Below are 26,594 nucleotides of genomic sequence, written 5' to 3' on the forward strand. Positions count from 1 at the left end.
GCGATGCCGTGGTCCGGCGTCCACCATGCGGGAGCGTCCGCCCGGTGGCCGGGCGCGCCCGCGTGGCGGAGCCGTCGTGTCGCGCGGTCCCGCGGCCCCCGGGACGCTTCCCGGATGCCCCTCAGAGGATCACGTGGGGCAGGAAGCGGGCGTACTCGTCCGTCACCAGGCCCGACGACTCCCTGATGCCCAGGCCCGCCGACTCGTTCTCCACCACCCACGCGCCCAGCACCACGCGGTTGCCGTCGAAGTCGGGCAGGGGGGCCAGTTCCTGGTAGCAGCAGGGCTCGTCCCGTACGACGGGGGCGGCGCCGGCCTCGTGGACCGTGACGCCCGCGCCCTCGCGGCCCAGCAGGGGCTTGGCGACGTAGCCCGTCGTGCCGGCCAGCCCCCTCGGGCCGTCGAGGTAGGCCGGGAGGAGGTTGGGGTGGCCGGGGTACAGCTCCCAGAGGACCGCCAGCAGTGCCTTGTTGCTGAGCAGCATCTTCCAGGCGGGCTCGATCCACAGGGTGGTGCCGGTTCCGCCGCCGTTGTCGAGGGTGTCCAGGACGTGGTCGGCGAAGCGGTCGGTGGTCAGCCACTCCCACGGGTAGAGCTTGAAGACGCTGCGGATGAAGCGGAGCCCGGCGTCGACGAAGCGCCCGGACAGGCGGTCCCAGCCGATCTCCTCCATGGAGATCCACTCGGTCTCCAGGCCGGCCTGCTCGGCGGTCTCCTTGAGGTAGGCGACCGTCATCAGGTCCTCGCCCAGCTCGTCGGCCTCGGAGTTCGCGAAGTACAGCGGGCTGCCGGGCGGGAGGAGGGCGGCCTGCTTCTTCCAGGCGTCGACGAGGCGCTCGTGGAGGCTGTTCCACTGGTCGGCGCCGGGGAAGCGCTCCTCCATCCAGAACCACTGCGGGGAGGCGGCCTCCACCAGGGAGGTGGGGGTGTCCGCGTTGTACTCCAGGAGCTTGGCGGGCCCCGTGCCGTCGTAGCGCAGGTCGAAGCGGGCGTAGACGGAGGGGAGTTCGGCGCGGCGCTGCCAGGCCTCGGTGACCGCGTCGACCACCCGCGGGTCGGTGATGCCGAGGTCGGCGAAGCGGCCGGCGGTGACGATGTGCTCGGCGGCCGCCAGGCACATGCGGTGGAGTTCCTCGACGGCCTCCTCCAGCGCCTCGACCTCCGGGAGGGAGAAGACGTAGTAGGCGCTCTCGTCCCAGTAGGGGCGCAGGGAGCCGTCGGGGTAGCGGGTCAGCGGGTAGATGCAGCCCTGCTCCTCCACGGTCTGCTGCCAGCCGGGGCGGGGCTCGGTGGTGCGGCGTTCCATGTCCGGGCTCAGCCGCCGCCGCTGCCGGAGCCCGAGCAGCCGAAGCCGCCGCGGTCGACGGCCTCCTCGCGGCTGAAGGTGCCGTAGTCGGCCCAGCCGTTGCTGACGTCGGCGTCGTAGTACCAGTCGGCGTCGCCCACGGCCTTCGAGCCGGTCTTCTTGCCCGACTTGCAGTTCTTGTCGGCGACGACCTTGTAGCCGTTGATGTAGTCGTAGCTGTCGCGGTCCACGCAGCGGCGGTCCGGGTCCGAGCCGCACGCGCTCAGGGCCGCCGCGAGCACTCCCATGCCGCCGAGCACCACGGTGCTCGACCGCAGCCGTCGCCGGGTCTTCGCCATGTCCGTCTCTCCCCCGTTGTCCGCTTTCCGGTACGGCAGTTGGGCCGATCGAGTGTACGGCCGTCGCCGGGGGACTCTACGGCAGCGCCCGGCAGAGCGCGTCCAGGGCCCCCGCCCAGGCGTGGTCGGGCGGGGTGCCGTAGCCGACGACGAGGGCGTCCAGCGGGGCGACGGCGGCGTCCGGGTGCCGGAAGGTGGACAGGCCGTGGACGGCGAGTCCGTGCCAGGCGGCGGCCCGCACGGTCTGCTGCTCGGTGCCGGGGGGCAGTTGGAGGACGGCGTGCAGTCCGGCGGCGATGCCGGTGACGCGCACCTCGGGGGCGCGCTCGGCGAGGGCGGCGACCAGGGCGTCGCGGCGGCGCCGGTAGCGCAGGCGGGCGGCGCGGACGTGCCGGTCGTAGTCGCCGGAGGCGAGGAACTCCGCGAGGGTCAGCTGGTCCAGGACGCCCGGGGTGCGGCCCGCCATGCAGTCCATGGCGTCCTCCACGAGCGACGGCGGCAGCACCAGCCAGCCCAGGCGCAGTCCGGGGGCGAGGGACTTGCTGGCGGTGCCGAGGTAGACGACGTGGTCGGGGTCGAGGCCCTGGAGGGCGCCGACGGGCTGGCGGTCGTAGCGGAACTCTCCGTCGTAGTCGTCCTCCAGGATCAGTCCGCCGGTGCGGCGGGCCCGGTCGATCAGGGCCGTGCGGCGCTCGGGGAGCAGGGGCAGGCCCATCGGGAACTGGTGGGAGGGGGTGAGCAGGACCGCCTGGGCGCCGGCCGGGCCGTCGTCGGGGGGCCGGGTGCCGCGGTCGTCGAAGGGCAGCGGGGGTGTGGCGAGGCCCGCGCGGGCGAGCAGGCCGCGGTGGTGGGGCAGGCCGTAGGACTCGACCGCCACGGAGCGGGTGCCCCGGTGGCGCAGCAGGCCCGCGAGTACGCCCAGGCCGCCGAGGAAGCCGGCGCAGACGACGATGCGGTCGGGGTCGGCGTGTACGCCGCGGGCGCGGGAGAGGTAGCCGGCGAGCGCGGTGCGCAGTTCGGGCCGGCCTCGGGGGTCGCCGTAGCCGAGGGCCCGGTCGGGGGCGGCGGTCAGGGCGCGGCGGGCGGCGCGCAGCCACTGGGCGCGGGGGAACGACGCGAGTTCGGGGGTGCCGGGGATCAGGTCGTAGGCGGGGCGGGCCGGTTCCCGGCGGTGGGGTGCGGAACGGTCGTCGGGGGTGGCGGGGGTGCGGTCGGCGACGCGGGTGCCGGAGCCCTGGCGGGCTGCGAGCCAGCCCTCGGCGACGAGGTCGGCGTAGACCTCGGCCACGGTGTTGCGGGCCACGCCCAGGTCGGCGGCGAGGGACCGGGAGGAGGGCAGCCGGGTGCCGGGGGCCAGCCGGCCGCCGCGGACGGCGTCGCGCAGGGCGTCGGTGAGGCCCCGGCGAAGTCCGGGTCCGGACCGGTCGAGATGCAGGTCTACACCGAAAGTGGCCCATGGTTTCGCCATGGGAATGGACCATACCCGTGGGCTGCCTGGCTCCTAGTCTCGAGGGCATGACGACGAACGAGGACATCACCGCGGCATCCGACGCCTTCGCGTCCGAGGAGGCCCCCCGGCTGGAGTGGGCCAAGCACGCCCCCGAGGTCTGGAAGGCGATGCTCGGGCTGGAGAAGGCGGCGGGCCGGGGCCTGGACCCGAAGCTGAAGGAACTGGTGAAGATCCGCGCCTCGCAGCTCAACCACTGCGCCTTCTGCCTGGACATGCACACCAAGGACGCGCTCGCGGCCGGCGAGAGCGTGGAGCGGATCGTGCAGCTCAGCGCCTGGGAGGAGTCGCGGCACTTCTACACGGAGAAGGAGCTCGCGGCGATCGAGCTGACCGAGGCGGTGACCGTGCTGACGGACGGCTTCGTGCCGGACGACGTGTACGGGAGGGCCGCCAAGCTCTTCGACGAGACGGAGCTGGCCCACCTGATCGCCGCTATCACGGTGATCAACGCCTGGAACCGGTTCGGCGTGACGTGCCGGCTGGCGCCGGGCCACTACACGCCGGGGCAGCACGGATGACGGGCCTCACGACGCCCCCGGTGACGGGAGCGGAGCGTTTCCGTGCCCTGCACCACGGCCGGGCGCCCGGCGACCCGCTCGTCCTCCCCGGCCCCTGGGACGCGGTGAGTGCCCGGGTCTTCGCGGACGCCGGGTTCCCGGCGCTGGCGACGCCCAGCGCGGGCGTGGCGGCGTCCCTCGGGTACGAGGACGGGGCGACCCCCGCCGACGAGATGTTCGCGGCCGTCGCGCGGATCGTGCGGGCCGTGGACGTGCCCGTGTCGGCGGACGTCGAGGACGGGTACGGGCTGGCGCCGAAGGAGCTGGTGGAGCGGCTGCTGGAGACGGGCGCCGTGGGCTGCAACCTGGAGGACTCCACCGACGGGGTGCTCAAGGACCCGCGGGAGCACGCGGACTGGCTGGCCGAGGTGCGGGCGGCGGCCGGGGACCGGCTCTTCGTCAACGCCCGGATCGACACCTTCGTCAGGGGCGTCGGTGATCCGGGCTCGGCGATCGAGCGGGCCGCGCTGTACGTCGCGGCGGGTGCCGACTGCGTGTATCCGATCGGCGCCCCCGACGGCGTACTGCCGCTGCTGCGGTCCGGCATCCAGGGGCCGGTGAACGTCGGCGGGCGGCCCGGGGAGGGCCCCGCGTCCGCCGAGCTGCGGAGGCTCGGCGAACTCGGGGCCACCCGGATCACGTTCGGGCCGGGGCTCCAGCGGCGCGCGGAGGGCGTGCTGCGGGAGATCGCGGCGGAACTGGCCGGGTGAGGGTCAGGGCAGCCACTTCTTCCAGACGGACTCGTGGCTGTCCACCCACTTCTTCGCCGCCTCGTCGGGCCGCATCTTCTGCTCGGCGATCATCAGGGAGACCTGGTTCTGGTCCTCGGTCGTCCACTCGAAGTTCTTCAGGAACTGAGCCGCGTCGCCGCCGTCCTCCGCGAAGTCGGCGTTGAGGTACTTCTGGAGCGGGGTGACCGGGTAGGCGCAGTCGACCTTCGCCGGGTCGGCGTCGCAGCCCTCCTGGTACGGCGGCAGCTTCACCTCCGTCATCGGCACCTTCTCGAACAGCCACTGGGGGGTGTACCAGTAGGTCAGGAAGGGCTTCCTCTCCTTGGCGAACTGCTTGATCTGGGTGATCTGGGCGGCCTCGGAGCCGGCGAAGACGACCTGGTAGTCCAGGTCCAGGTTCTCGACGAGGGCCTTGTCGTTGGTGACGTAGGACGGGGAGCCGTCCATCAGCTGGCCCTTGTCGCCGCTCTCCGCGGTGCGCAGCAGTTCGGCGTACTTGTCGAGGTTCTTCCAGTCGGTGACGTCCGGGTGCTTCTTCGCGAAGTACGTCGGGACGAACCAGCCGATGTGCCCGGTGACGCCGAGGTCGCCGCCGGGGGCGATGGTCTTCTTGTCCTCGACGTAGCGCTGCTCCTGCTCGGGGTGGCCCCAGTCCTCCAGGATGGCGTCGACGCGGCCCTGGCTGAGCGCGTCCCAGGCGGGGACCTCGTCGACCTGGACGGTGTCGACGCGGTAGCCGAGCTCGTGCTCCAGCAGGTACTGGGCGACGGCCACGTTGGCCTGGGCGCCGACCCAGGACTGCACGGACAGGGTGACGGTCCTGGCGCCCTGGGCGTTCGCGTACGGGGACGCCTGCTCGGTCATGTCGGCGGCGCCGCAGCCGGTGGCCAGCGCCAGCACGGCGACGGCCGCCGTGATCCGCCTGCGTGACATCTCAGGCTCCCTTCTTCGTACGGCGTTCGGTCGGCTGGGTGACCCGGTCGAGCATCAGGCCGAGGCAGACGATCGCCGCGCCGGCCACCAGGCCGGTCGCCAGGTCGCCCTGCGCCAGGCCGAAGACGACCTGGTAGCCGAGGGCGCCGCCGCCGACCAGGCCGCCGATGATGACGACGGCGAGGACCAGGACGACGCCCTGGTTGACGGCGAGCAGCAGGGCCGGGCGGGCCAGCGGGAGCTGGACCTGGCGGAGCTGCTGGCCGCTGGTGGCGCCGAGCGAGCGGGCCGACTCCATGGCGGCCGGGTCCACCTGGCGCAGGCCCTGTGCGGTGATGCGGACGACGGCCGGGAGGGCGTAGACGACCGCGGCGGCCACGGCCGGGGCGCGGCCCACGCCGAAGAGGGCGACGACCGGGATCAGGTACACGAACTGCGGCATCGTCTGGAAGACGTCCAGCACGGGCCGCAGCAGGCGCTCGAAGCGGTCGCTGCGGGCGGCGGCGATGCCCGTCGCGAAGCCGATGACCAGCGTCACGGCGACGGCCGCGAGGACCTGGGAGAGCGTGTCCAGGGACGGCTTCCACACGCCGAGCACGCCGATCGCGGCCATGGCGAGGACGGCGGTGAGCGCGGTGCGCCAGGTGCCGATCAGCCAGGCCAGGGCGGCGACGACGAGGAGTACGGACCACCAGGGCAGCCAGTGCAGGCCGTCCCGGAGGGGGTTGAGGACCCCGTTGGTGAAGTGCGCGGCCCAGTCGGCGGTGCCGCCGACGACGGGGACGCCGGAGTAGAGGTGGGCGGTCATCCAGTCGACGGCCCGGTTGACGGGCTCGGCGATGTCCGCCTCCCACCCGTCGGGCCAGTCGAGCAGGCCGGCGATCCGTCCCGCGACCGCGACGGCCGCGGCGGCGGCCACGACGTACAGCCAGGTCAGCGGGGACGTGCGGGACTCGCCGAGCCGCTCCCCCGCCGCGCCGGTCACGCGGTCCAGGACGACGGCGAGCAGCACGATCGGGATGCCGGCCGCGAGGGCCGCGCCCACGTCGACCGAGGCGAGCGCCTGGTAGACGCGGTCGCCGAGGCCGCCGGCGCCGATGACGGAGGCGATGACGGCCATGGAGAGCGCCATCATGATCGTCTGGTTGACACCGAGGAGGAGTTCCCTGCGGGCCAGTGGGACGCGGGCGGTCAGCAGCCGCTGGCGGGCGGTGGTGCCGAGGGACTCGACGGCTTCGAGGACCTCCTTGTCGGCACCGCGCAGGCCGAGGGCGGTGAGCCGGGCCATGGGCGGGGCGGCGTAGACGACGGTGGCCAGGACTGCGGCGGGGACGCCGATGCCGAAGACCAGGACGACGGGGAGGAGGTAGGCGAAGGCGGGCAGCACCTGCATGGTGTCGAGCACCGGGCGCAGGACGCGGTCCATCCGGTCGGAGAGGCCGGCGGCCAGGCCCAGCAGGGCGCCGACGGCGACCGACGCGAGGACGGCGACGACCATCAGGGCGAGGGTCTGCATGGTCGGCACCCACATGCCGAGCAGGCCGCACGCCAGGAACGCCACGGCGGTGCCGAGCGCCGGCTTCACGCCGGCCACGCGCCAGGCGACCAGGGCGCCGACCGCGGTGACCCCGGCCCAGCCGACGGCGAGGAGGGCGAGGTAGACGGCGCGTACGGCGATGACGACGACGTTGCTGACGTGGCCGAAGAAGTAGAGGAACAGCGGGTGGCTGTCCCGGTTGTCGATGATCCAGTCGCTGGTCTTGCCGAGCGGTTCGGAGACGTCGACGGTGAGGGCGGACGGCCAGGTGGTGCCGCCCCACTGGGTGACGGCGAGGGGGACGAGGACCGCGGCGGCCACCGCGAGGGTGAGGAGCTTGCGGGCGGCGGGGCGGGTGAGGAGGCCCGGCGGGGCGGTCGTCCGGGCCGGTGCGGTGATCGTCGCCATCAGACCGCCTCCTTGGGCAGCTCCGCCTCCTCGGGGAGGACGGCCGCCCCCTCGGGGCGTTCCTCGGGCCCGGCCGTGCCGGCGACGACACCGAGCAGCGCGTCCGCGTCGACCACGCCCAGGCAGCGGCCGTCGTCCATGACGCGGGCGGCCGAACCCGCCCGCGCGACCGCCTCGATGGCCTCCGAGACGGTGGCGTCGGGGCGCAGGGCCGGGCCCGTGCCCGCCTCGTCGGACGAGGTCGCGGGGCGCATGGCCGTACGGACGGTGAGGACCTGCTCGCGCGGCACGTCCCGGACGAACTCGCGGACGTAGTCGTCGGCGGGCGAGCCGACGATCTCCTCCGGGGTGCCGAGCTGCACGACCCGGCCGTCGCGCATCAGGGCGATGCGGTCGCCGAGCTTGAGGGCTTCCTGGAGGTCGTGGGTGATGAAGACCATCGTGCGGCCCTCCTCGCGGTGCAGCCGGACGACCTCCTCCTGCATGTCCCGCCGGATCAGCGGGTCGAGCGCGCTGAACGGCTCGTCGAAGAGCAGCACCTCGGGGTCGACGGCGAGCGCGCGGGCGAGGCCGACGCGCTGGCGCTGGCCGCCGGAGAGCTGACCGGGGCGGCGGTGCTCCAGGCCCTCCAGGCCGACCTTGGCGACGACGGCGGCGGCCCGCTCGCGGCGCTCGGCGCGGCCCATGCCCTGGACCTCCAGGCCGTAGGCGACGTTGTCGAGGACCGTGCGGTGCGGGAGCAGGCCGAAGTGCTGGAAGACCATCGCGGCGCGGTGGCGGCGCAGTGCGCGCAGCCGGGACTTGTCCATGGCGCGGACGTCCTCGCCGTCGATGGCGATGGACCCGGCCGTCGGCTCGATGAGGCGGGTCAGGCAGCGTACGAGGGTGGACTTGCCGGAGCCGGACAGGCCCATGACGACGAAGACCTCGCCCTTGCGCACGTCGAAGGAGACGTCGGCCACGGCGGCCGTGCAGCCGGTGCGCGAGCGCAGCTCGGCCGGGGTCAGCGCGGCCAGCTCGGGGTCGGCGGGGATCCGGGCGGCCTTCGGTCCGAAGACCTTCCACAGGCCGTCCACGGAGAAGACGGGAGTGTCCGGCCCGTCGGTACCCGGCGGCGTACTGGCGCTGGTGGTGGTGCTCATCGGGCATCACCGCCGATCAGCTCGACGGCGCGCTCCCCGACCATGAGCACGCCGATCATCGGGTTCACGGCGGTCATCGTCGGGAAGACGGAGGCGTCGGCGATGCGGAGGCCCTGCAGGCCGCGGACGCGCAGCTCGGGGTCGACGACGGCCGTCCCGTCGGTGGCGGCGCCCATCTTGCAGGTGCCCGCCGGGTGGTAGACGGTGTGGGCGACCTTGCGGGCGTACTCGCTCAGCTCCTCGTCGCCGGTGACGTCCGGGCCGGGGCAGACCTCGCGCTTGAGCCAGCCGGCCAGCGGCTCGGTCGTGGCGATCTCACGGGCGATCTTGATGCCGTCGACGAGGGTGCGGCCGTCGTAGTCGTCCTCGTCGGTGAAGTAGCGGAAGTCCAGGGCGGGCTTCACGGACGGGTCCGCGCTGGTCAGGTAGAGACGGCCGCGGCTCTTCGGCTTGGGGATGTTCGGGGTCATGGAGACGCCGAACTCCGGCCGCTCGTAGCCCAGTCGCTCCGGGTTGTCCGTGAACGGGATCTGGTAGAAGTGGAACATCAGGTCGGGGCCCGCGTGTTCGGGGTCGCGGCGCACGAACAGACCGGCGTCGGAGTCCATCGCGGAGTTCTCCGGGATGGGGCCGTCGGTCTCCCACACGATCACCGACTCGGGGTGGTCGAGCAGGTTCTCGCCGACACCGGGCAGGTCGAGCACCACGGGTATGCCGAGTGCCTCGAGGTCCTCGCGGGGGCCGATGCCGGAGTGCAGCAGCAGGCGGGGCGAGTCGACGGCGCCGGCGCACAGGACGACCTCGTTGCGGGCCTTGACCAGGATCTCCTCGCCGTCCTTGGTGCGCACGTGGACGCCCTCGGCGCGGGTGCCGTCGAGCTGGAGCCGGTACGCCCAGGTCTCCAGCATGATCGTGAGGTTGGGGCGCTCGTCCATCACCGGGTGCAGGTACGCCACCGACGCCGACGAACGCTTGTTGTTCTCGGGGTGGTAGGCCAGGTCGAAGAAGCCGACGCCCTCGGCGAAGGGCTTCTTGTTGAAGCCCTCGATCCGGGGGACCTCCAGCGCCTTCTGCGCGGCGTCGACGAAGTCGCGGGCGATGGCGTTCCGGTCCTTCTCGTCGACCGGGACGATGTTGTTCTTGAGACGCGCGTAGTACGCCTCCATCGGCACCGCGCCCCAGCCCTTGGCACCGGCGGCCTCCCACTCGTCCCAGTCGGACGGCAGCGGCTTGAAGGCGATGAGGGTGTTGTGCGAGGAGCAGCCGCCGAGCACCCGGGCGCGGCTGTGCCGGATGTGCGAATTGCCGCGTGGCTGCTCGGTGGTGGGGTAGTCGTAGTCCAGCTCACCGCCGAGCAGGCCCATCCAGCGGCGCAGGGTCAGCACGTCGTCGCGGCCGACGTCGCTGGGTCCGCCCTCGATGACGGCGACGGTGACGTCCGGGTTCTCGGTGAGGCGGGAGGCGATCACCGATCCCGCGGTGCCGCCGCCTATGACGACGTAGTCGTAGACGTGGGTGGTCTCGGGCATGGGGGTACTCCAGAGGGTGGGCGGACGGGGGCCCGGGCGGGCGGGCCCGGGTGGGGACGGGCGGGCGGCGGTGGGCCTCGGTCAGCCGGAGAACCAGCGGACGGGCTTCGGGGCGAGGTTCTGGTAGACGTGCTTGCTCTCGCGGTACTCGGCGAGGCCCGCGGGGCCCAGTTCGCGGCCGACGCCGCTCTTGCCGAAGCCGCCCCACTCCGCCTGCGGGAGGTAGGGGTGGAAGTCGTTGATCCAGACGGTGCCGTGGCGCAGCCGGCCGGCGACCCGGCGGGCGCGGCCCGCGTCGGCGGTCCAGACGGCACCCGCCAGACCGTACTCGGTGTCGTTGGCGAGGGCTACGGCCTCGTCCTCGGTGCGGAAGGTCTCGACGGTGAGCACCGGCCCGAAGACCTCCTCCCGTACGACCCTCATCTCCCGGTGGCAGCGGTCGAGGACGGTGGGCTCGTAGAAGTAGCCGTTCTCCGGCCGCTGGGGGGACGGCTCGGGGCGCCTGCCACCGCAGCGCAGCTCGGCGCCCTCGGCCAGCGCGGAGGCGACGTAGTCCTCGGTCCTGGCGCGCTGCTGCTCGGAGACGAGCGGGCCGCACTCGACGCCGTCCTCGGTGCCGCGGCCGAGGCGGATCCTCGCGGCGCGGCGGGCGAGTTCGGCGACGAAGCGTTCGCGGACCGACTCCTCGATGATGAGCCGGCCGCCCGCCGAGCAGACCTGGCCGCTGTGGATGAAGGCGGCGTTGAGGGCCTGGTCGACGGCGGTGTCGAAGCCCTCCTCGGTCTCGCAGGCGTCGGCGAAGACCACGTTGGGGTTCTTGCCGCCGAGTTCGAGGGCGACCTTCTTGACGGTGACGGCGGCGGCCTGGGCGACCTTGGTGCCGCTGACCAGGCCGCCGGTGAAGGAGACCAGGTCGACGTCGGGGTGCTCGGCGAGCCGGGCGCCGACCGTGTGGCCGGGGCCGGTGACGATGTTGGCGACGCCGGTGGGGAGGCCGGCCTCGACCAGCAGGTCGATCAGGGCGATCGTGGTGAGGGGGGTGATCTCACTGGGCTTGATCACGAAGGTGTTGCCGGCGGCGAGCGCGGGGGCGATCTTCCAGCTGGCCTGGAGCAGCGGGTAGTTCCAGGGCGTGATCATCGCGCAGACGCCGACCGGCTCGTGCACGACGACGCTGTGGATGTCGGGCGACCCGGCGTCGACGACCCGGCCGGGGGCCTCGCCGGCGACCAGGTCGGCGAAGTAGCGGAAGGCGTCGGCGACGCAGTCGATGTCGACGCGCCCCTCCTCGACGGTCTTGCCCGCGTCGCGGCTCTCCAGCAGGCCGAGCGTCTCACGGTCGCGCGCGAGGAGGCCGGCGACGCGGCGCAGCAGGGCGGCGCGTTCGGCGACCGGCGTGTGCGGCCACTCGCCCGCGTCGAAGGCGCGCCGGGCGGCGGCCACCGCGAGGTCGGTGTCCCGCTCGTCGCCCTCCGCGACCACGGCGAACGGCAGGGCGTCCGCGGGATCGAGGATGTCGCGCGTTCCCCCCGAGACGGCCGCCCGCCACTCGCCCCCGGCATGGATGGTGTCGCGCGCCCGGAGTTCCGTACTGTCCGCCATGATCGTCAATGCCTTCCGTTCCCTGTTCAGCGCCCGTGAGTCACGCAGGTGTCATCCACGGGACCGGGTGCACCTGCCCTTCGGCCCCGAATGCATGCGGGCCGGGGGCCGGAAGTGTGCCGGGTCACTGAACAAAGGGACGGAACCGTACACATCACCCGCCCTGTGGGTGCTGTGTCACGGGGTGCCGGCACCGGCCCCGCAGGCCGTGGACGGCGGGCAGAAGTGGCCGAGGGCCGTCCGCAGCATGGCCCGCTCGTCCTCGCGGCCGTCCGCATCGGCTCCGTAGGCGGTGACCGCGTAGACCTCGCCGTCGGCGGCCACGAAGCGTTCGTCGACGACGTGCCAGGTGCCGACGTCGGGCTCGCCCCTGAGGGAGTCGGCGAGGTACTCGAGCCGGGACCCGGTGAAGTCGCCGTCGTCCAGGGTCTCCAGGGAGAGCTTCCGGAAGCCGTCGGCCTTGGCCGTGCCGTCGGAGAGGAACACCTCGAAGGACGCGTCGGGCGAGGCCTCCTCCACCTGGTACACCTGCAGCCGCCGTGCGCCGTCGGGGCTGCGGTAGTTGACCACGTCGATGCCGTACTTCGAGGGCACCGCGTCGCGCACCCAGCCCACCGGCCGGGCGAGGGTGAAGCCCTCCGGGTCGGTGTGCAGCCGGTAGCCGCCGGGCAGCCCGGCGGCCGTGCCGGACGGCGCCCCTGGCACGCCGGTGGGTGCCACCGCCTCCTCGCTCCCGGGTGACTCCTCGGTGCCGAGCGCCTCCTCGGTCCGCAGCGTCGAGGGTCCGGGGGCCGGAGGGACGGCGGTGGCGGACGCGCCGGTCGGCCCCGCCGACCCCGCCGCCCGGCCGCCGCGGTCGTCCGTCTCGTCGCCTGCCGGGACCACCTGCGTCAGGACGAGGGCCACCGCGACCCCGACCGCGGCGGCTCCGCCCAGCACGGACCACATGAGCCTGCGGCCGGGCCCGCCGGTGCCGGCGGAGGGTGCCGACGGCGGCTGCCCCTGGGATGCGCGGGGTGCGCGGGGTGCGCGGGGTGCCTGGGATGCCGGTGGCGGTGGCTCTTGGGACTGCTGGGATCCAGGAGACCCCTGAGGCACCTGGGGCGCCTGGGGTGCCGACCGGTGCGGTGGCGGCGGGGTGACCGGTGCCGTGCCGCCCGCGGTGTCCTCCCAGCGCTGGGTCGCCTCGTTCCAGTACCGCCGCTGTCCCCCGCTCACCGGCTCACATCCCCAGCATCCCGGCGACCGTCCCGAAGGACGCGAACAGCGACAGGGCGGCCTGCGATTCCTCGAGCAGGCCCCGCAGCCGCTGGAGGCGCCCCTCGGGGGCCGTGCCGGTACGGGTGATCTCCTCCTCGGTGTCCGCGAGGGCCGTGTCGAGCCGGTCGGTCTGCCCGGTGCGCTGGATCCGCGCCAGGTCGGCACGGAGCTCCCGCACCGCTCTCAGCAGTTCCTCGGCGGCCTGGTCGCGCGCCGCCGTGGTGCCGTAGTGGCTCGTCACGTTCGCGTTGTCGCCGACGGCGAACGTCGCCCCCTGGGCGTTCCCGATGTGGACGGTCGGCTCATTCTGCGCCATTGCTTCCGGATCCCTTCTGCGGCGCGGGGCCGCCGGTCTTGGACGAGACGTGGGCCTTGTCGCCGACGGCGAAAGTGGCCCCTTCGGCGTTGCCGATGTAGGTGCTGCCGTTGCTGAGGTTCACGATCTTCTGCACGAACTCACCGGTTTCGTAACCGGCGTCGGCGAGGGCCAGCCGCACCCCGTGCCCCACGCGGTCCTGGATGCTCCTGAGGTAGCGGCTGACGTCCATCTCCTGGAAGGTGGACCCGGTGGGCGCCGAGGCCAGCTCCCGCACGGAGGCGGCGGGGCCCGCGGGAAGCGCGCCCGTGTGGCCGCCGGTCAGCAGCCGCCACCCGTACACCAGGCCCCGGCCGAGGGTGACCAGGGAACGGCCCACGGAGCCGGGCACCAGGACGGCGGCTCCGGCCGCCTTGCCCAGCGCGTTGTTGTTGCGGAACCGGTGGGAGGCGCGGTCGGCGTCCTTGAAGTCCCCGCGTACCGGTGTCAGCACGTGCGGGGCGATCTCCAGCATGAGCATGCGGCCCTGGGTGTGCAGGCGCACGAAGACCGTGACGACCAGCTCCTCCTCCCAGCCGCCGACCCGGATCCGCAGGAAGTGCCGCCGCTTCTCGGCGCCCTCCTCGACGGCACCCGCCCGGTGCTGCTCGAACTCCTCCCAGCTGTACGGGGCCTGCTCACGGTTGCGCAGCCCCTCCACCGGGAGGAACACGCACTCGTCGATCTCCAGCCGCCGCAGCCGGTCGCGCACTCCGGCGCCCGCGTACTCGGAGGGCACGCGCAGCTGTTCGATCAGGGGCCGGACGCGGTCCAGGATCGCCCGGTTGCTGAGCGGCTGCTGCCTCCTCTCGCCGTCCGGCCGCAGTTCGACGGCCAGGACCCAGGTGTCGTACGCCGCTCCCGCACCGCAGAACGGGTGCTTCTCGTCGTACATGATCAGCGGCGCGTGCTGTTCCAGCCGGATGCGCCCCATCAGCCGCCGGAACCGCTCGCCCTCGGCCTTCTCCGCCGGGTCGCCGGCGGCGTCCGGGAAGCGTTCCGGGGAGAGTTCGGCGGCGAGCGCGCGGGCGAACTGGTTGCGCTGCGCGGCCACGCAGAGCCCGATGAGCACGAGGACGGCGATCCCGAACCAGGCCTGCCACACCTCGATCAGCCCGGCGCCGTCCCCGACGGACAGGAGCGCCACGTCGGTGATCTCCTGCCAGTCGGCGCTGCCGGAGCCGTAGAAGTCGTCCGGCGATCCGTACGAGGAGTCGTCGTCCGAGCCTCCGCCGAACGCGACGGCGACCATGACCCACATGAAGAAGGCGAACTGCAGGCGCCCCCACCAGCGCGCGAGGAAGGCCGCGAGCCGCCGGTACAGGGGCGGTCGCTCGGCGCGGCCCCTGATCCAGGGGGCCAGTGCGAGCAGCACGCTGGGCCACAGGAGGACGGCGAGCAGCCAGCCGCTGAGCGGCATCCCCACCACCCACAGCCCGATGACGGCCGCGGACCACAGCAGTTCCTGCCGGCGGGCCCGCAGGGCGTGCGCGAGGACCCGGGCCGCGTCGAAGCCGAGCGACGGCGCCACGATCCGCTGCTCGTCGAGATACAGCTCCTCGATGACGCGGTCCCGGTAACCGGGGTCGAGGTAGGCGCCCGCGCACAGCAGCCGGGTGGCCTCACTGGCGTACGGCGGGACGGGCGGGGGTTCCGGTGGTGCCCCCGTGCTCTGCTGGGGTTGCTGCGGTACGTAGGCGGTGCTCACGCGGATCCCCCGATGCGCGGGAAGTCCGTCGGCGACGGACGAGGTGACGGCGCATCAGCATAGGGGATGGTGACCGCCCGCATGTACGGAGCGTCAACCGGGCGTCACGTGGAACGGGCCGGTCCCCGGACCGCCGTGGCGGATCCGGGGACCGGTGCACCGGCCGGATGCCCGGTCCGGCGGTGTCGTGCTGCGGGACGTCAGATGAGGCCGAGGGCGCGGACCGCCTCGCGCTCCTCCGAGAGCTCCTTGACGGAGGCGTCGATGCGGGCGCGGGAGAACTCGTTGATCTCCAGGCCCTGGACGATCTCGTACTTCCCGTCCTTCGTGGTGACCGGGAAGGAGGAGATGATGCCCTCCGGGACGCCGTAGGAGCCGTCCGACGGGATGCCCATGGAGGCCCAGTCGCCCTCGGCGGTGCCGTTGACCCAGGTGTGGACGTGGTCGATGGCGGCGTTGGCGGCGGAGGCGGCCGACGAGGCGCCGCGGGCCTCGATGATGGCGGCGCCGCGCTTGGCGACGGTCGGGATGAAGTCCTCGGCCAGCCACTTCTCGTCGTTGACCACCTCGGCGGCGTTCTTGCCGGCGATGGTGGCGTGGAAGATGTCCGGGTACTGGGTGGCGGAGTGGTTGCCCCAGATGGTCAGGCGCTTGATGTCGGTGACCGACGTGCCCGTCTTCTTCGCGAGCTGGGTCAGCGCGCGGTTGTGGTCCAGGCGGGTCATGGCGGTGAAGCGCTCGGCCGGTACGTCCGGGGCGGCGGCCTGGGCGATCAGGGCGTTGGTGTTGGCCGGGTTGCCGACGACGAGGACCTTGATGTCGTCCGCGGCGTGGTCGTTGATGGCCTTGCCCTGCGGCTTGAAGATGCCGCCGTTGGCCTCCAGGAGGTCACCGCGCTCCATGCCCTTGGTGCGCGGGCGGGCGCCCACGAGCAGGGCGACGTTGGCGCCGTCGAAGGCGACGTTCGGGTCGTCGGTGATCTCGATGCCCCGGAGGAGCGGGAACGCGCAGTCGTCCAGCTCCATCGCGGTGCCCGCGGCGGCGTTGAGCGCCGGGGTGATCTCCAGGAGGCGGAGCTTGACCGGCACGTCCGCGCCGAGCAGCTGGCCGGAGGCGATGCGGAAGAGCAGGGCGTAACCGATCTGGCCGGCCGCGCCGGTGACGGTGACGTTCACGGGAGTGCGGGTCATGGCGTTCTCCGTATGACAGCTGGCGGTGGGGCGTCCCGGCCCCGGGTTTTTGATCGATCTCTTGGTATCAAGAGATCCATCCAGCCGTCAGGCTATCGCGCCCGCGGAGTCCGGCACGTCCGGGTCGGTGTGGCCCGGCCCACAGGACCACCGACGGGTCACCCGCCCGCACGAACGGAGAGGACCGGGGGCGGGGAACAGGGGGCCGGGGCGGCGCGAGGGGCGTGAAGAGGCGGCCGCCTGTCCGGGAGAGGGGGGACGAAGCGACCGCCGTTCGGGGATACCGTTGCCGGACTCCCGTGGGGGTACTTCTCGCGTGCCCGTGATGCCGCGGGCCATGCCTGCCGCGGACGGATTTTCTCCCGGGAGGGCCGGCCGCACGCCTGTCCGGGCGACCCTGTCCTCCGTGCGACCTTCCACGCCGTACGGGCTCCGTACGGCGCTCTCCGCCGTGCGGCCCTTCTCCCCCGTACGGCTCTCCTGCCCGTACTGCCCTCTCCCCCGTGCGGCCACCGCCTGTCGGCTACTCCGTGCAGCCCTTCTGGCCCGACGCCAGCGTCACGCACGCCTTGGCCTCGGTCTCGGACTTCACGGCCACCATCGGGGTGTACGCGACGGTGTCGCCGGCCTCGGTGACCGTGCCCGTCTGCGGGGCACTGCCGCCCGCGCTGACCTGGACCTCGTCGCCCTGCACGGCCTGGGTGACGCGGGCCCACGCGGCGCCGCAGGTCTTGCTGTAGCGGACCTCGACGGCGGAGGTGCCGACGGTGGCGGTCGCGGCGGTGGTCACCAGGTCGCCGCCGCAGCCCATGATCTCCGGGTCCTTGCCGGTGCAGGCGTCGCCGCTGCACTTCACGCCCGGCGGCAGCTGGGTGTCGGCGCTCACGGTGGGCGACGGGGAGGGCTTGGCGCTCTCGTTCTCCGTGTCACCGCCGTCGTTCAGCAGGAAGAAGGCGCCGGCGATCACGACGAGCACGCCGACGACGCCCGCGACGAACGTCGTCATCCGCTTGCCGCCCGCCCCGGAGGACCGGCCGTCCCCTGAACCGGAGCCGTCGCGCGGTGGCTCACCGTACGAACCGGAGGCCCCGGCGGGACCGAAGGGCGCGGAGGGAACCGACGGTCCGGGGCCGTTCGGTGCGGCGGCGGCCGGCATCGCCGTGGTCCGGGCGGTTTCGCCGGTACCGGTCGGCGCCGTGCGGTCACCCGTCGGCGCCGGTCCGCGGTACCCGGCGACGCCCCACGAGTTCCCGTCGGCCGTGCGGCCGGACGAGGGGACCGGGGGTGCGCCGGGCGCACCGCCGCCCATGACCGTGCCGAGGGCGGCGTCGGGGCTCTCGGCGGCGGTCGGCTGCGCGGGGACCGACGGCGGCAGCGTGGGCGCCACACCGGCCGGCCCGGCGATGCCGGGTCGGGCCGTCGTACCGCCGCCGTTCCGGCCGGTCCGGCTCCCCCTGCCGCTCCTGCTTCCGCTGCCCGACTTGGCCGCGGACGCTCCCAGCTCGCCGAGCGCGGCGCGCGCCTGGGAGATCCGGATGGCCTCCATGGTCATGTCGTGGCGCATCTCCGAGCGGCTCCAGGCACGCTCGGCCAGCTCCCACATGGTGGTCAGGTGAACGGGGTTGGTCCCCGTCACCTCGGCCAGGGCCACGATGGCGCCCTTCGGCGCCAGCAGCCGGCCGTTCAGATAACGCTCCCAGGACGTCTTGCTGTAGCCGGTCGCGTCGGCCACCGACGCGATGCCCAGCTCGCTGCGGTCCACAAGTCGGCGCAACTGGCTGGTGAACTCTCTGATCTGCGGATCGAGTTCCTCCGGCAAGGCCTTCCAACGAGGCATTGCTTCCCCCTCTTCCCCCCGGTGACGTGCTGTTCGTTCCCCCGCTCGGCCCTCGCGCGGCGTCCCACACGGAGTCCCGTTCTGGCTACCCACAGGGATGCGCCCGGTCAGGATCTCAGTTCCCGGGGTGGGGGCGCACAGGAGCACAGGGGTCGCGAACGAGCACCGTCGCACGCCCGTCGACCCGTGGTCCAGTGTCCCACCGGCATTCCCATGCCCTGAACCGAACCCCTGACGGTAACGCTGTCCTCGAACGACTTCGCGGCAAATCCCGGAACTTGTCAATACTTCGACGCACGGTGCGCGCTCGGGCGTTCACGCGCGGCACGGATGTCACATCTCTCACAGCTCGCGTAGCGGAGTAGCGGAACGGTCACTTCCGTGCCACAGCACCCTGACAGGCGTTGAACAGGGCGTTCCACGTGCAGGAGGGTTGGTTCCGGCGACGGCCCGCCCTTCCACGGGGGTGAGGACGGGCCGTCGCCGGCGCACCCTGAAGAGCGCCGGCTCGCCGTGCGGCGCTACCTCACCGTGAAGTGCAGGGCGTCCTTCAGGAACGGGATCTCCAGCACCGGGTCCGGCTGCGCCATCAACGCCAGCAGGACGATGGAGAGGCCCAGGACCCCGTAGGTGGCGATGTCCGTGAAGCGCGAGCGCACGGCGAGCATGCCGACGTCGGGCAGCGCCCAGCGCAGCGCGGCACCGACCAGCAGGGCGGCACCGACCAGCAGCGTCCCGGAGCGGAACACGTCCATCGCGGTCAGCAGCAGGCCGGTTCCGACCAGGCCGACCACGAGGAGGATCGGCCACTGCCGGGCGGGCGCCGGGGCGTCGCCGGTCGCGGCCCGGCCGCCGCCCTCGGGTCGCGCGGTGTCACGGGTGAAGAGCGGGAAGCGTCGCGTGATCCGCCGCGGTCTGCCCGTGGCGTCGGGCGCGCTGACGGGATCCCGGACGGTGAGGTCCCCTGGGCCCCCCGGGTCCCCCGAGCCCTCCGGGCGTTCGGCGTCGGTGTCCTCAGCCGGCACTGCGCTCCGCCGCCTCCACCACGTTGACGAGCAGCTGGGCCCGGGTCATGGGGCCGACGCCGCCGGGGTTCGGCGAGATCCAGGCGGCGACCTCGGCCACGCCGGGGTGGACGTCGCCCATGATCCTGCCCTCGGCGTTGCGCGAGACGCCGACGTCGAGGACGGCCGCGCCCGGCTTGACGTCCTCGGGCCGGACCAAGTGCGGGGAGCCGGCCGCGGCGACGATGATGTCGGCGCGCTTGAGGTGGGCGGACAGGTCCCGGGTGCCGGTGTGGCACTGGGTCACGGTGGCGTTCTCGCTGCGCCGGGTGAGCAGCAGCGGCATCGGGCGGCCGATGGTGACACCGCGGCCGACGACCACGACCTCGGCGCCCTTGATCTCCACGCCGTAGCGGCGCAGCAGGGTGAGGATGCCGTTGGGGGTGCAGGGCAGCGGCGCCGGCTCGTTCAGGACGAGGCGGCCGAGGTTCATCGGGTGCAGGCCGTCCGCGTCCTTGTCCGGGTCCATCAGTTCCAGGATGCGGTTCTCGTCGATGCCCTTGGGCAGCGGAAGCTGGACGATGTAGCCGGTGCAGGCGGGGTCGTCGTTCAGTTCACGGACGACCGCCTCGATCTCCTCCTGGGTCGCCGTGCCCGGCAGTTCGCGCTGGATGGAGGCGATGCCGACCTGCGCGCAGTCGCGGTGCTTGCCGGCGACGTACTTCTGGCTGCCGGGGTCGTCGCCGACCAGGACGGTGCCGAGGCCGGGCGTGACGCCCTTCTCCTTCAGCGCCGCCACGCGGGCGGTCAGTTCGGACTTGATCGCGGCTGCGGTGGCCTTGCCATCGAGAATCTGGGCGGTCATGCCCCCCATCCTCGCGGATGACGGGCCCCCGGTTCCAATCCGGCCGGCATGCGGGCAGCCACGGCAGCCACCCGTCACCTCCCGGAGCTCCGACGGAACACCGCCAGAGCACCGCGGGCCCCTCCCGGGAGGGGCCCCGGAGCACCCCCGGGAGCGCTGCGCTGCCGGAGCACTGCCGCGCCGCCACCGGAGCACCCGGAGCGATGTCCGGGCTCTTCAGAACATGTCCCACCATGCCTCATCATGATCGACGTGGTTGCACTTGCACAACACCTCGCGACCGGGCTGGACAAGCAGGAGACCGGTCGAGAACGATTGGGCGCACAGTGCCGCGGGGCCGTACCGGGGGGACGAACCGCTTCGACGAACCTCCTCCTCCGAGTCGAGCCGCGCGTCGTCCCCGCACTTGACAGCGACGGAGGAAGTCCCGCCATGAGTTTCGGCGACCCGAACAACCCCTACGGTGCGCCGCAGGGCCAGCAGCCCGGCTACGGCCATCCCCAGCAGCCGCCCCAGGGCCAGCCCGGCTACGGCTACCCCGGCCAGCAGCCCCCGGGTCAGCCCGGCTACGGCTACCCGGCGGCGCCGCCCGTGCAGCAGCCCTACGGCGGCGCCCCCACCTCGATGCCGGGCACCGTCAGTGCCGCCCGCGTCATGCTGTGGGTGATGGTCGGTTTCCAGGTCCTCGGCACCGCCCTGTTCGCCATCTCCGCGGCGGCCGTCGACCAGGCCAAGGACGACCCCGCCTTCGAGGAACTGGCCGACTACTCGTCCGGCGTGCTGTGGGCCTTCGCCGCACTCGCGCTGGTCTGGGGCGTCTGGGCGTCCGTCCTGGCCGCGAAGTTCAGCTCCGGCGGCAACGGCCTGCGCGTCACCGCGCTGGTCTTCGGCATCCTCACCGCGATCATCGCCGTCTACCCGTTCACCCTGTTCGGCATCTTCCACCTGGTGTTCGGCATCCTGATCGCCGTGTTCGCCGGCAACCGCAACGGCGCCGCCTGGTTCCAGCGTCCTCGTTACTGAAGCCGCCGCCGAAGCCCCCGCGACAGCGCGGAGCGCTGTCGCGCCCATCACCCCACAGGGCCGTGTCTCACCCGTACGAGGGAGACACGGCCCTGGTGCGTCGCAATAGTCTGACGTGGTAGCCGTCAGGCACGGGGAGACGCACCTTGTACAGCATCATCGTGGTACCTCCGCCGACCACGGAGGACGAACGCACCCGCACCCAGATCCGCCTCGCCCCCGGTGAGCGCCTCGTCTTCGGGCGGTCCGTGCCCGAGGGCGGCCTGCTGATCGGGCACGACGGAGTGTCCCGCAGAGCCGGTGAGATCGCCGCCCACGGCACCTTCTGGACCGTGAGCAACCTGTCCGCCCACCAGACCTACGTGGTGGAGAACCCGGAGGGCGCCGGCGAGCACATCAAGGTGGCGCCGGGCCGGCTGGACGCCCCGGTGCCGTTCGAGTTCTCGCGGATCGTGCTGCCCGCCGCCGGCGACCTGCTGCCGGTCGAGGTGTGGGCGCCGCGCCACGACTATCTGCGCGCCGAGGCCGACAGCGACGGCGAGCCGACCGCCCCGGCCTTCTCCGTCGACCGCACCAAGCGGTACTTCGCCGTCCTGGCCGCCCTGTGCGAGCCACGGCTGCGCGGGGCGCCGCACGCGCCGCTGCCGACCGTCGAACAGGTCGTCGAGCGGCTGCGGCCCGGCTGGCCGGCCGCGTCGCGCACGTCCGTCCAGTGGAACATCGACTACCTGGCGGTGAAGCTGCGGCTGAAGCCGGGCCCGGAGACCGCGGAGGCGGGCGCCCGGCTCAACGGCAAGAAGGAGTCCCTGGTCTCCATGGCGCTCCGCTTCGACCTCGTACGGGAGGACGACCTCGTGGTCCTCACGGCACCGCCGCGCCAGGTCTCCCGGTGACCGAGCCGTACGCCGTCACCGTCCCCAAGGGCTACCGGGTCGGTGTCTGGGAGGTGCGGGCGCCGATCGCGACGGGTGCCTTCGGCAGCGTGTACGAGGCCCGCCGCGTCGGCGACGGCGACGGCGGTCTGCCCCAGACGGCCGCCCTGAAGTTCCTGCCCACCGGTACGGGCACGCCCCGCCAGCTGTCCCACCTGCGTGAACTCGTCGAGCGTGAGGTCGAGTTGCACCGCAGGCTGCGGCGGCCCCGACTGGTGCGGATGTACGAGACCCTCGTCGTCGACGACCCGGCCCGGCCCGCTCTCGACGGCGCCACCGTCCTCGTACTGGAGAAGGCGGAGGGCTCGCTGTCCGCCCTGCTGTCCGCGTCGCCACGCCCGGCCGCCGGGCCCGCGCTGCTCGGGCAGGTCTGCGAGGGCCTGGCCCAGCTGCACCGGGCCGGGTGGGTGCACGGGGACCTGAAACCGGCCAACGTGCTGCTGATGAGGGACGGTTCGGCCCGGCTCGCCGACTTCAACATGGCGGCCGAGCTCGAAGGCACGCACGCCTACACCCCCGCCTTCTCCACACCGGACTACACCCCGCCCGAACTCCTCTGGTCCGAGATCGGCGAACGCGGCCGCCGCATCCGCCCCTCCGCCGACGTCTGGGCCTTCGGCGTCCTCGCCCACCTCGTGCTCACCGGGTCCTTCCCGCTGCCCGGCGGCACCCCGACGGCCCGCCGCGACGCCGGGGCCGCCTACGCGCGCGGCACCGAGGAACTGCGGCTGTCGCCCGCACTGCCCGAGGCGTGGCGGGAGACCGTACGCGCCTGCCTGACCCGTACGCACGCCGAACGCATCGGCACGGACGCCCTGTCACGACGGGTGGCGGCGGCCACGGGCGGTACGGGCGGCCGGTCCGTCCTGGCGCGCCGTCCGCTCCGCCGGCGCACGGCGCTCGCCGCGGCGGCCACCGCCCTGGCCGCCGCCGTGGCCGCCGCCGCGCTCGGCTACGGCATCGCCGCCCGGAGCGGCGACGGCCCCGGACCCGGCGCCCGGGGCTCCGGGGGCGGCACCACGACCGTCTCCGCCGCCTCCTACGGCGCCGCCGAACTGCGCACCGACCGGGGCGTGCCGCCCGCCTACCGCCTGCTGATCGTCGAAACGGCACGCGACTGCGGCCGCGAGGACGTCAGCCCGCCCCTGATCGCGGCCATACTGAAGGTGGAGAGCGACTTCGACCCGGACCTCGCCGACCCCGTCAACGACGAGTACGGCATCGCCCGCTGGACCCCGGCCGTCCTGCGCTGGTGGATGAACGAGGACGGCACACCCGCCGACTCCGTCCCCGAGCCCCCGTTCCCACCGGCCGAGTCCATCCCCGCGATGGGCCGCTACCTGTGCTGGATCACGCCCCGTCTCGGCACCGGCCTGCCCGGCGACCGCCGGGTCCTGATCGCCGTCGCCTACCGGACGTCGTACGACAAGGTGAACGACGCGGGCGGGGTTCCCCCGAAGAACCGCGCCTACGCCGACCGCGTCGCTCACTACCTCAAGGAGTACACGCCGCCCGGGCGGAAGTGACCCTGAGAGGTACGAGGTACCGCGCCGCGGGCGCCCCGGGCACGCTGTGAGCACACCGCTTCAGCGGTACGACTCCGACGTTCATGGGGGAACAACAGTGAACATCATCAAGCCCGCCGCGCTGCTCCTCGCGGCCTCGGCCCTCGTCGCCGGTTCCACGGTCGCGGCCACCGCCGCCGACCCGGCCGGCACCCGGGTGACCGCCCTCCAGCAGGCGGCCGACAGGGTGCTGGCCGACAAGCCCAAGCCCCTGCACGTGTCCGCCGACGCGGTCGAGTACGAGGGACTGACCGTCACCGAGGCGCCCAAGACCAAGGCCGCCAAGGACCTGGCCTGCGACTACGGCCACCTGTGCATGATCGTCAAGGGCACCAAGTTCGACTTCTACAAGTGCCAGACGTGGAACGTCACGAACTGGACCGGCAACGGGCCGTTCACCAACAACCAGACACCGGGCACGGTCGCCAAGTTCTTCAACAAGGACGGCAGCGTCCGCTGGACGTCGACGGCCTACCAGGCCGGCACGGCCACCTGGGACCCGATCTGGTCCCTGCGCCCCTGCTGACGGTCCGCCCGAACGGGCATGGCCTCCGGTCCCCTCAGGGGCGGCCGGGGGCCATGCCCGTTCACGACGGGGTGCCCCGGATCACCGGGGGGCTTCACCGCGCACCGCACCTTCCGGATGCCCCGCGGTCCCCGAGGGCCCCGTGCGGGTCCGCTGCGGTTTCCACGGGGAACCGTACCGAGGCGGCTTCCGGGCCGTCGTCCGGACGCGCGAACGGGTTGATCGGTGCCGGCCGCGATGGCCGGCACCGATCCCGTCCCTGTTCACCGCGGCCGTCCCCGGGCCGGGGGGCACGCCTCGTTCGGGCGTTCCTGCTCCGCGTTCGCGCCTGCCCCCGGCGTAGGGCGTACCCCCGCGTACGGGCGTACCCCGGTCGGATCTCAGTGGAAGAAGTGCCGCGTCCCCGTGAAGTACATCGTCACGCCGGCCTTCTCGGCCGCCTCGACGACCAGTTCGTCGCGGACCGAGCCGCCCGGCTGGACCACGGCCTTCACCCCGGCCGCGGTGAGGATCTCCAGGCCGTCCGGGAAGGGGAAGAAGGCGTCGGAGGCGGCGTACGCGCCCTGCGCGCGCTCGGCGCCCGCCCGCTCCACCGCGAGCTTCGCGGAGTCGACGCGGTTCACCTGGCCCATGCCGACGCCGACGGAGGCGCCGTCCTTGGCGAGGAGGATCGCGTTGGACTTGACGGCCCGGCACGCCTTCCAGGCGAAGGCCAGGTCGGCCAGGTCGGCCGGGGAGAGGGCCTCGCCGGTGGCGAGCGTCCAGGTGGCGGGGTCGTCGCCCTCGGCCTGGAGGCGGTCGGTGACCTGGAGGAGGGCGCCGCCGTCGACGGGCTTGACCTCGACCCGGGCGGCGGGGGCCTCGGGGGCGCGCAGCACGCGGATGTTCTTCTTCTTGGTGAGGGCTTCGAGGGCGCCGTCCTCGTAGTCCGGCGCGACGATGACCTCGGTGAAGATCTCGGCGACCTGCTCGGCCATCTCCTTGGAGACCGGGCGGTTGACCGCGATCACGCCGCCGAACGCGGACAGCGGGTCGCAGGCGTGCGCCTTGCGGTGGGCCTCGGCGACGTCCGCTCCGACCGCGATGCCGCAGGGGTTGGCGTGCTTGATGATCGCGACGCAGGGCTCGTCGTGGTCGTACGCGGCACGGCGGGCGGCGTCCGTGTCGGTGTAGTTGTTGTACGACATCTCCTTGCCGTGCAGCTGCTCGGCCCGCGCGAGGCCGCCGCCCTCGGGGGAGGTGTAGAGCGCGGCGGGCTGGTGCGGGTTCTCGCCGTAGCGCAGGGTGTGGGCGCGCTCGTACGTGGCGCCCAGGAAGTCGGGGAACCGGGAGTCGTCCACGGGGGCGTACTCGGAGGCGAACCAGGAGGCGACGGCCACGTCGTACGCGGCGGTGTGCTGGAACGCCTCGGCAGCCAGGCGCTTGCGGGCGGCGAGGTCGAAGCCGCCGTCCCGCACGGCGGAGAGCACGTCGGCGTACCGCGACGGGCTGGTGACGACCGCGACCGAGGGGTGGTTCTTGGCGGCGGCGCGGACCATCGACGGGCCGCCGATGTCGATCTGCTCGACGCACTCGTCGGGGGTGGCGCCCGAGGCGACGGTCTCGCGGAACGGGTAGAGGTTGACCACGACCAGGTCGAACGGCTCCACGCCCAGCTCGCCGAGCTGCTGCCGGTGGCTGTCCAGGCGCAGGTCGGCGAGGATGCCAGCGTGCACCTTCGGGTGCAGGGTCTTGACGCGGCCGTCCAGGCACTCGGGGAAGCCGGTGAGCTCCTCGACCTTGGTGACGGGGACGCCGGCGGCGGAGATGCGGCCGGCCGTGGACCCGGTGGAGACGAGCTCGACGCCCGCCTCGTGGAGCCCGCGGGCGAGCTCCTCCAGCCCGGTCTTGTCGTAGACGCTGACGAGCGCGCGACGGATGGCCCGCTTGTTGCTCTCGGCGGTGGCGGTCACTGGATAACTACCTTTCGTCCCTCAATGCGATAGCCGTTGCGGGCGAGCCGCCCCACGACATCGACGAGCAGCCTTCGCTCGACTTCCTTGATGCGCTCGTGCAGAGCGCTCTCGTCGTCCTCGTCCCGGACCTCCACCACGCCCTGCGCGATGATCGGCCCGGTGTCGACGCCGTCGTCGACGAAGTGGACGGTGCATCCGGTGACCCTGGCGCCGTACGCGAGCGCGTCCCGCACACCGTGGGCCCCCGGGAAGCTGGGGAGGAGCGCGGGGTGGGTGTTGACGAACCGCCCCCCGAAGCGGGCCAGGAACTCCTTGCCCACGATCCTCATGAACCCGGCCGAGACGACGAGGTCCGGCTCGTGGGCGGCGACGGCCTCGGCGAGCGCCGCGTCCCACTCCTCCCGGCTCCCGTAGTCCTTGACCTTTCGTACGAAGGTCGGCAGCCCGGCGCGTTCCGCGCGCGCGAGCCCTTCGATCCCGTCGCGGTCGGCGCCGACGGCGACGATCTCGGCTCCGTAGGCCTCGACGCCGGTGGCGGCGATCCCGTCGAGCAGTGCCTGCAGGTTGGTGCCGGATCCGGAGACCAGTACGACAAGGCGCTTGGCTCGCTGGGCCACGGGCTTGGCAGCCACGGTGGGGGCCTTTCTCGGGGGAGCGGTCGGGGTGCGGGGTCGGTTCGGCACGGCCGCCGTTCCCACGGCTTTCGACTCGGTACGACCGTCGGTTACCCGACCGTACGGTGTGTACGTTGTCCGTTTGTGCGGTCGTACGAATGCTTCAC

At 73.1% G+C, this 26,594-nt stretch carries 23 protein-coding genes; 6 read left to right on the plus strand and 17 right to left on the minus strand.

Annotation, left to right across the window (positions count from 1 at the left end; translation table 11 throughout):
* Nucleotides 1-121: 121 nt before the first annotated feature.
* The 3 genes from ACP4IX_RS12880 to ACP4IX_RS12890 form a co-directional block, all read right to left on the minus strand.
* Nucleotides 122-1,306: a glutathionylspermidine synthase family protein gene (locus ACP4IX_RS12880; protein ID WP_426555546.1), complete on the minus strand. Its 1,185-nt coding sequence runs from the start codon at nucleotides 1,304-1,306 to the stop codon at nucleotides 122-124.
* 8 nt (nucleotides 1,307-1,314) lie between these two features.
* Nucleotides 1,315-1,644 (minus strand): hypothetical protein, encoded by a 330-nt coding sequence (locus ACP4IX_RS12885; RefSeq protein ID WP_426523200.1) that lies wholly within the window; start codon nucleotides 1,642-1,644, stop codon nucleotides 1,315-1,317.
* A gap of 76 nt (nucleotides 1,645-1,720) precedes the next feature.
* Nucleotides 1,721-3,112, minus strand: coding sequence for a PLP-dependent aminotransferase family protein (locus ACP4IX_RS12890; RefSeq protein ID WP_426555547.1), 1,392 nt, complete (start codon nucleotides 3,110-3,112; stop codon nucleotides 1,721-1,723).
* 47 nt (nucleotides 3,113-3,159) lie between these two features.
* Between ACP4IX_RS12890 and ACP4IX_RS12895 the strand changes: the two genes are divergently transcribed.
* Both ACP4IX_RS12895 and ACP4IX_RS12900 read left to right on the plus strand, forming a co-directional pair.
* Nucleotides 3,160-3,672, plus strand: coding sequence for a carboxymuconolactone decarboxylase family protein (locus tag ACP4IX_RS12895; RefSeq protein ID WP_426523198.1), 513 nt, complete (start codon nucleotides 3,160-3,162; stop codon nucleotides 3,670-3,672).
* The gene (locus ACP4IX_RS12900; protein ID WP_426555548.1) at nucleotides 3,669-4,421 is read left to right on the plus strand and encodes an isocitrate lyase/PEP mutase family protein; all 753 of its coding nucleotides are present in this window, start codon (nucleotides 3,669-3,671) and stop codon (nucleotides 4,419-4,421) included. Before ACP4IX_RS12895 ends, ACP4IX_RS12900 begins: the two co-directional genes overlap by 4 nt.
* A 3-nt stretch (nucleotides 4,422-4,424) precedes the next feature.
* Here the strand turns inward: ACP4IX_RS12900 and ACP4IX_RS12905 are convergent, their stop codons facing one another.
* The 12 genes from ACP4IX_RS12905 to ACP4IX_RS12960 all read right to left on the minus strand — a co-directional run bounded on the left by ACP4IX_RS12905 (nucleotide 4,425) and on the right by ACP4IX_RS12960 (nucleotide 19,812).
* Nucleotides 4,425-5,375, minus strand: coding sequence for an ABC transporter substrate-binding protein (locus ACP4IX_RS12905; protein ID WP_426555549.1), 951 nt, complete (start codon nucleotides 5,373-5,375; stop codon nucleotides 4,425-4,427).
* A gap of 1 nt (nucleotide 5,376) precedes the next feature.
* Nucleotides 5,377-7,320 (minus strand): ABC transporter permease, encoded by a 1,944-nt coding sequence (locus ACP4IX_RS12910; protein ID WP_426555550.1) that lies wholly within the window; start codon nucleotides 7,318-7,320, stop codon nucleotides 5,377-5,379.
* Nucleotides 7,320-8,462, minus strand: coding sequence for a quaternary amine ABC transporter ATP-binding protein (locus ACP4IX_RS12915; protein ID WP_426555551.1), 1,143 nt, complete (start codon nucleotides 8,460-8,462; stop codon nucleotides 7,320-7,322). Before ACP4IX_RS12915 ends, ACP4IX_RS12910 begins: the two co-directional genes overlap by 1 nt.
* Nucleotides 8,459-9,991 (minus strand): GMC family oxidoreductase, encoded by a 1,533-nt coding sequence (locus ACP4IX_RS12920; protein ID WP_426523193.1) that lies wholly within the window; start codon nucleotides 9,989-9,991, stop codon nucleotides 8,459-8,461. Before ACP4IX_RS12920 ends, ACP4IX_RS12915 begins: the two co-directional genes overlap by 4 nt.
* Nucleotides 9,992-10,072: 81 nt before the next feature.
* A complete protein-coding gene (locus tag ACP4IX_RS12925; protein WP_426555552.1) occupies nucleotides 10,073-11,593 on the minus strand; it encodes an aldehyde dehydrogenase family protein in 1,521 nt (506 codons plus the stop codon).
* A 177-nt stretch (nucleotides 11,594-11,770) separates the two neighbouring features.
* On the minus strand, nucleotides 11,771-12,541 hold the full coding sequence (locus ACP4IX_RS12930) for a hypothetical protein (RefSeq protein WP_426555589.1): 771 nt from the start codon (nucleotides 12,539-12,541) through the stop codon (nucleotides 11,771-11,773).
* A gap of 274 nt (nucleotides 12,542-12,815) precedes the next feature.
* Entirely contained in the window at nucleotides 12,816-13,169 is a 354-nt protein-coding gene (locus tag ACP4IX_RS12935; protein WP_426555553.1) for a hypothetical protein, read from the minus strand.
* Nucleotides 13,156-14,916, minus strand: a complete 1,761-nt coding sequence (locus ACP4IX_RS12940; protein WP_426555554.1) for a hypothetical protein — start codon at nucleotides 14,914-14,916, stop codon at nucleotides 13,156-13,158. The genes ACP4IX_RS12935 and ACP4IX_RS12940 overlap by 14 nt, the downstream gene beginning before the upstream one ends.
* Before the next feature lie 200 nt (nucleotides 14,917-15,116).
* Complete coding sequence (locus tag ACP4IX_RS12945) at nucleotides 15,117-16,106, minus strand: malate dehydrogenase (RefSeq protein ID WP_426523190.1); 990 nt, start codon at nucleotides 16,104-16,106, stop codon at nucleotides 15,117-15,119.
* 523 nt (nucleotides 16,107-16,629) lie between these two features.
* Complete coding sequence (locus ACP4IX_RS12950) at nucleotides 16,630-17,943, minus strand: DUF2690 domain-containing protein (protein ID WP_426555555.1); 1,314 nt, start codon at nucleotides 17,941-17,943, stop codon at nucleotides 16,630-16,632.
* A 521-nt stretch (nucleotides 17,944-18,464) separates the two neighbouring features.
* Nucleotides 18,465-18,968, minus strand: a complete 504-nt coding sequence (locus tag ACP4IX_RS12955; RefSeq protein WP_426523188.1) for a DUF3017 domain-containing protein — start codon at nucleotides 18,966-18,968, stop codon at nucleotides 18,465-18,467.
* Complete coding sequence (locus ACP4IX_RS12960) at nucleotides 18,958-19,812, minus strand: bifunctional methylenetetrahydrofolate dehydrogenase/methenyltetrahydrofolate cyclohydrolase (protein WP_426523187.1); 855 nt, start codon at nucleotides 19,810-19,812, stop codon at nucleotides 18,958-18,960. The genes ACP4IX_RS12955 and ACP4IX_RS12960 overlap by 11 nt, the downstream gene beginning before the upstream one ends.
* Nucleotides 19,813-20,244: 432 nt before the next feature.
* Between ACP4IX_RS12960 and ACP4IX_RS12965 the strand changes: the two genes are divergently transcribed.
* The 4 genes from ACP4IX_RS12965 to ACP4IX_RS12980 all read left to right on the plus strand — a co-directional run bounded on the left by ACP4IX_RS12965 (nucleotide 20,245) and on the right by ACP4IX_RS12980 (nucleotide 23,858).
* Nucleotides 20,245-20,835 (plus strand): hypothetical protein, encoded by a 591-nt coding sequence (locus ACP4IX_RS12965; RefSeq protein WP_426523186.1) that lies wholly within the window; start codon nucleotides 20,245-20,247, stop codon nucleotides 20,833-20,835.
* A 146-nt stretch (nucleotides 20,836-20,981) separates the two neighbouring features.
* Entirely contained in the window at nucleotides 20,982-21,728 is a 747-nt protein-coding gene (locus ACP4IX_RS12970) for an FHA domain-containing protein (protein ID WP_426523185.1), read from the plus strand.
* Nucleotides 21,725-23,293, plus strand: coding sequence for a protein kinase domain-containing protein (locus tag ACP4IX_RS12975; RefSeq protein WP_426555556.1), 1,569 nt, complete (start codon nucleotides 21,725-21,727; stop codon nucleotides 23,291-23,293). Before ACP4IX_RS12970 ends, ACP4IX_RS12975 begins: the two co-directional genes overlap by 4 nt.
* A 97-nt stretch (nucleotides 23,294-23,390) precedes the next feature.
* The gene (locus ACP4IX_RS12980) at nucleotides 23,391-23,858 is read left to right on the plus strand and encodes a hypothetical protein (RefSeq protein WP_426555557.1); all 468 of its coding nucleotides are present in this window, start codon (nucleotides 23,391-23,393) and stop codon (nucleotides 23,856-23,858) included.
* A 380-nt stretch (nucleotides 23,859-24,238) separates the two neighbouring features.
* On the opposite strand, the gene purH is transcribed toward ACP4IX_RS12980, so the two are convergent.
* Nucleotides 24,239-25,810, minus strand: coding sequence for a bifunctional phosphoribosylaminoimidazolecarboxamide formyltransferase/IMP cyclohydrolase (purH, locus tag ACP4IX_RS12985; RefSeq protein ID WP_426555558.1), 1,572 nt, complete (start codon nucleotides 25,808-25,810; stop codon nucleotides 24,239-24,241).
* The gene (gene purN, locus ACP4IX_RS12990; RefSeq protein WP_426523181.1) at nucleotides 25,807-26,445 is read right to left on the minus strand and encodes a phosphoribosylglycinamide formyltransferase; all 639 of its coding nucleotides are present in this window, start codon (nucleotides 26,443-26,445) and stop codon (nucleotides 25,807-25,809) included. Before purN ends, purH begins: the two co-directional genes overlap by 4 nt.
* Nucleotides 26,446-26,594 lie beyond the last annotated feature (149 nt).

Source organism: Streptomyces sp. WG5, from assembly GCF_049974565.1.
Classification (GTDB): Bacteria; Actinomycetota; Actinomycetes; order Streptomycetales; family Streptomycetaceae; genus Streptomyces.

Bases quoted from the DNA above. Each gene is read 5' to 3' on its own strand.
- ACP4IX_RS12880 (WP_426555546.1), bottom strand. From the start codon at position 1,306: ATGGAACGCCGCACCACCGAGCCCCGCCCCGGCTGGCAGCAGACCGTG.
- ACP4IX_RS12885 (WP_426523200.1), bottom strand. From the start codon at position 1,644: ATGGCGAAGACCCGGCGACGGCTGCGGTCGAGCACCGTGGTGCTCGGC.
- ACP4IX_RS12890 (WP_426555547.1), bottom strand. From the start codon at position 3,112: ATGGCGAAACCATGGGCCACTTTCGGTGTAGACCTGCATCTCGACCGG.
- ACP4IX_RS12895 (WP_426523198.1), top strand. From the start codon at position 3,160: ATGACGACGAACGAGGACATCACCGCGGCATCCGACGCCTTCGCGTCC.
- ACP4IX_RS12900 (WP_426555548.1), top strand. From the start codon at position 3,669: ATGACGGGCCTCACGACGCCCCCGGTGACGGGAGCGGAGCGTTTCCGT.
- ACP4IX_RS12905 (WP_426555549.1), bottom strand. From the start codon at position 5,375: ATGTCACGCAGGCGGATCACGGCGGCCGTCGCCGTGCTGGCGCTGGCC.
- ACP4IX_RS12910 (WP_426555550.1), bottom strand. From the start codon at position 7,320: ATGGCGACGATCACCGCACCGGCCCGGACGACCGCCCCGCCGGGCCTC.
- ACP4IX_RS12915 (WP_426555551.1), bottom strand. From the start codon at position 8,462: ATGAGCACCACCACCAGCGCCAGTACGCCGCCGGGTACCGACGGGCCG.
- ACP4IX_RS12920 (WP_426523193.1), bottom strand. From the start codon at position 9,991: ATGCCCGAGACCACCCACGTCTACGACTACGTCGTCATAGGCGGCGGC.
- ACP4IX_RS12925 (WP_426555552.1), bottom strand. From the start codon at position 11,593: ATGGCGGACAGTACGGAACTCCGGGCGCGCGACACCATCCATGCCGGG.
- ACP4IX_RS12930 (WP_426555589.1), bottom strand. From the start codon at position 12,541: ATGTGGTCCGTGCTGGGCGGAGCCGCCGCGGTCGGGGTCGCGGTGGCC.
- ACP4IX_RS12935 (WP_426555553.1), bottom strand. From the start codon at position 13,169: ATGGCGCAGAATGAGCCGACCGTCCACATCGGGAACGCCCAGGGGGCG.
- ACP4IX_RS12945 (WP_426523190.1), bottom strand. From the start codon at position 16,106: ATGACCCGCACTCCCGTGAACGTCACCGTCACCGGCGCGGCCGGCCAG.
- ACP4IX_RS12950 (WP_426555555.1), bottom strand. From the start codon at position 17,943: ATGCCTCGTTGGAAGGCCTTGCCGGAGGAACTCGATCCGCAGATCAGA.
- ACP4IX_RS12960 (WP_426523187.1), bottom strand. From the start codon at position 19,812: ATGACCGCCCAGATTCTCGATGGCAAGGCCACCGCAGCCGCGATCAAG.
- ACP4IX_RS12965 (WP_426523186.1), top strand. From the start codon at position 20,245: ATGAGTTTCGGCGACCCGAACAACCCCTACGGTGCGCCGCAGGGCCAG.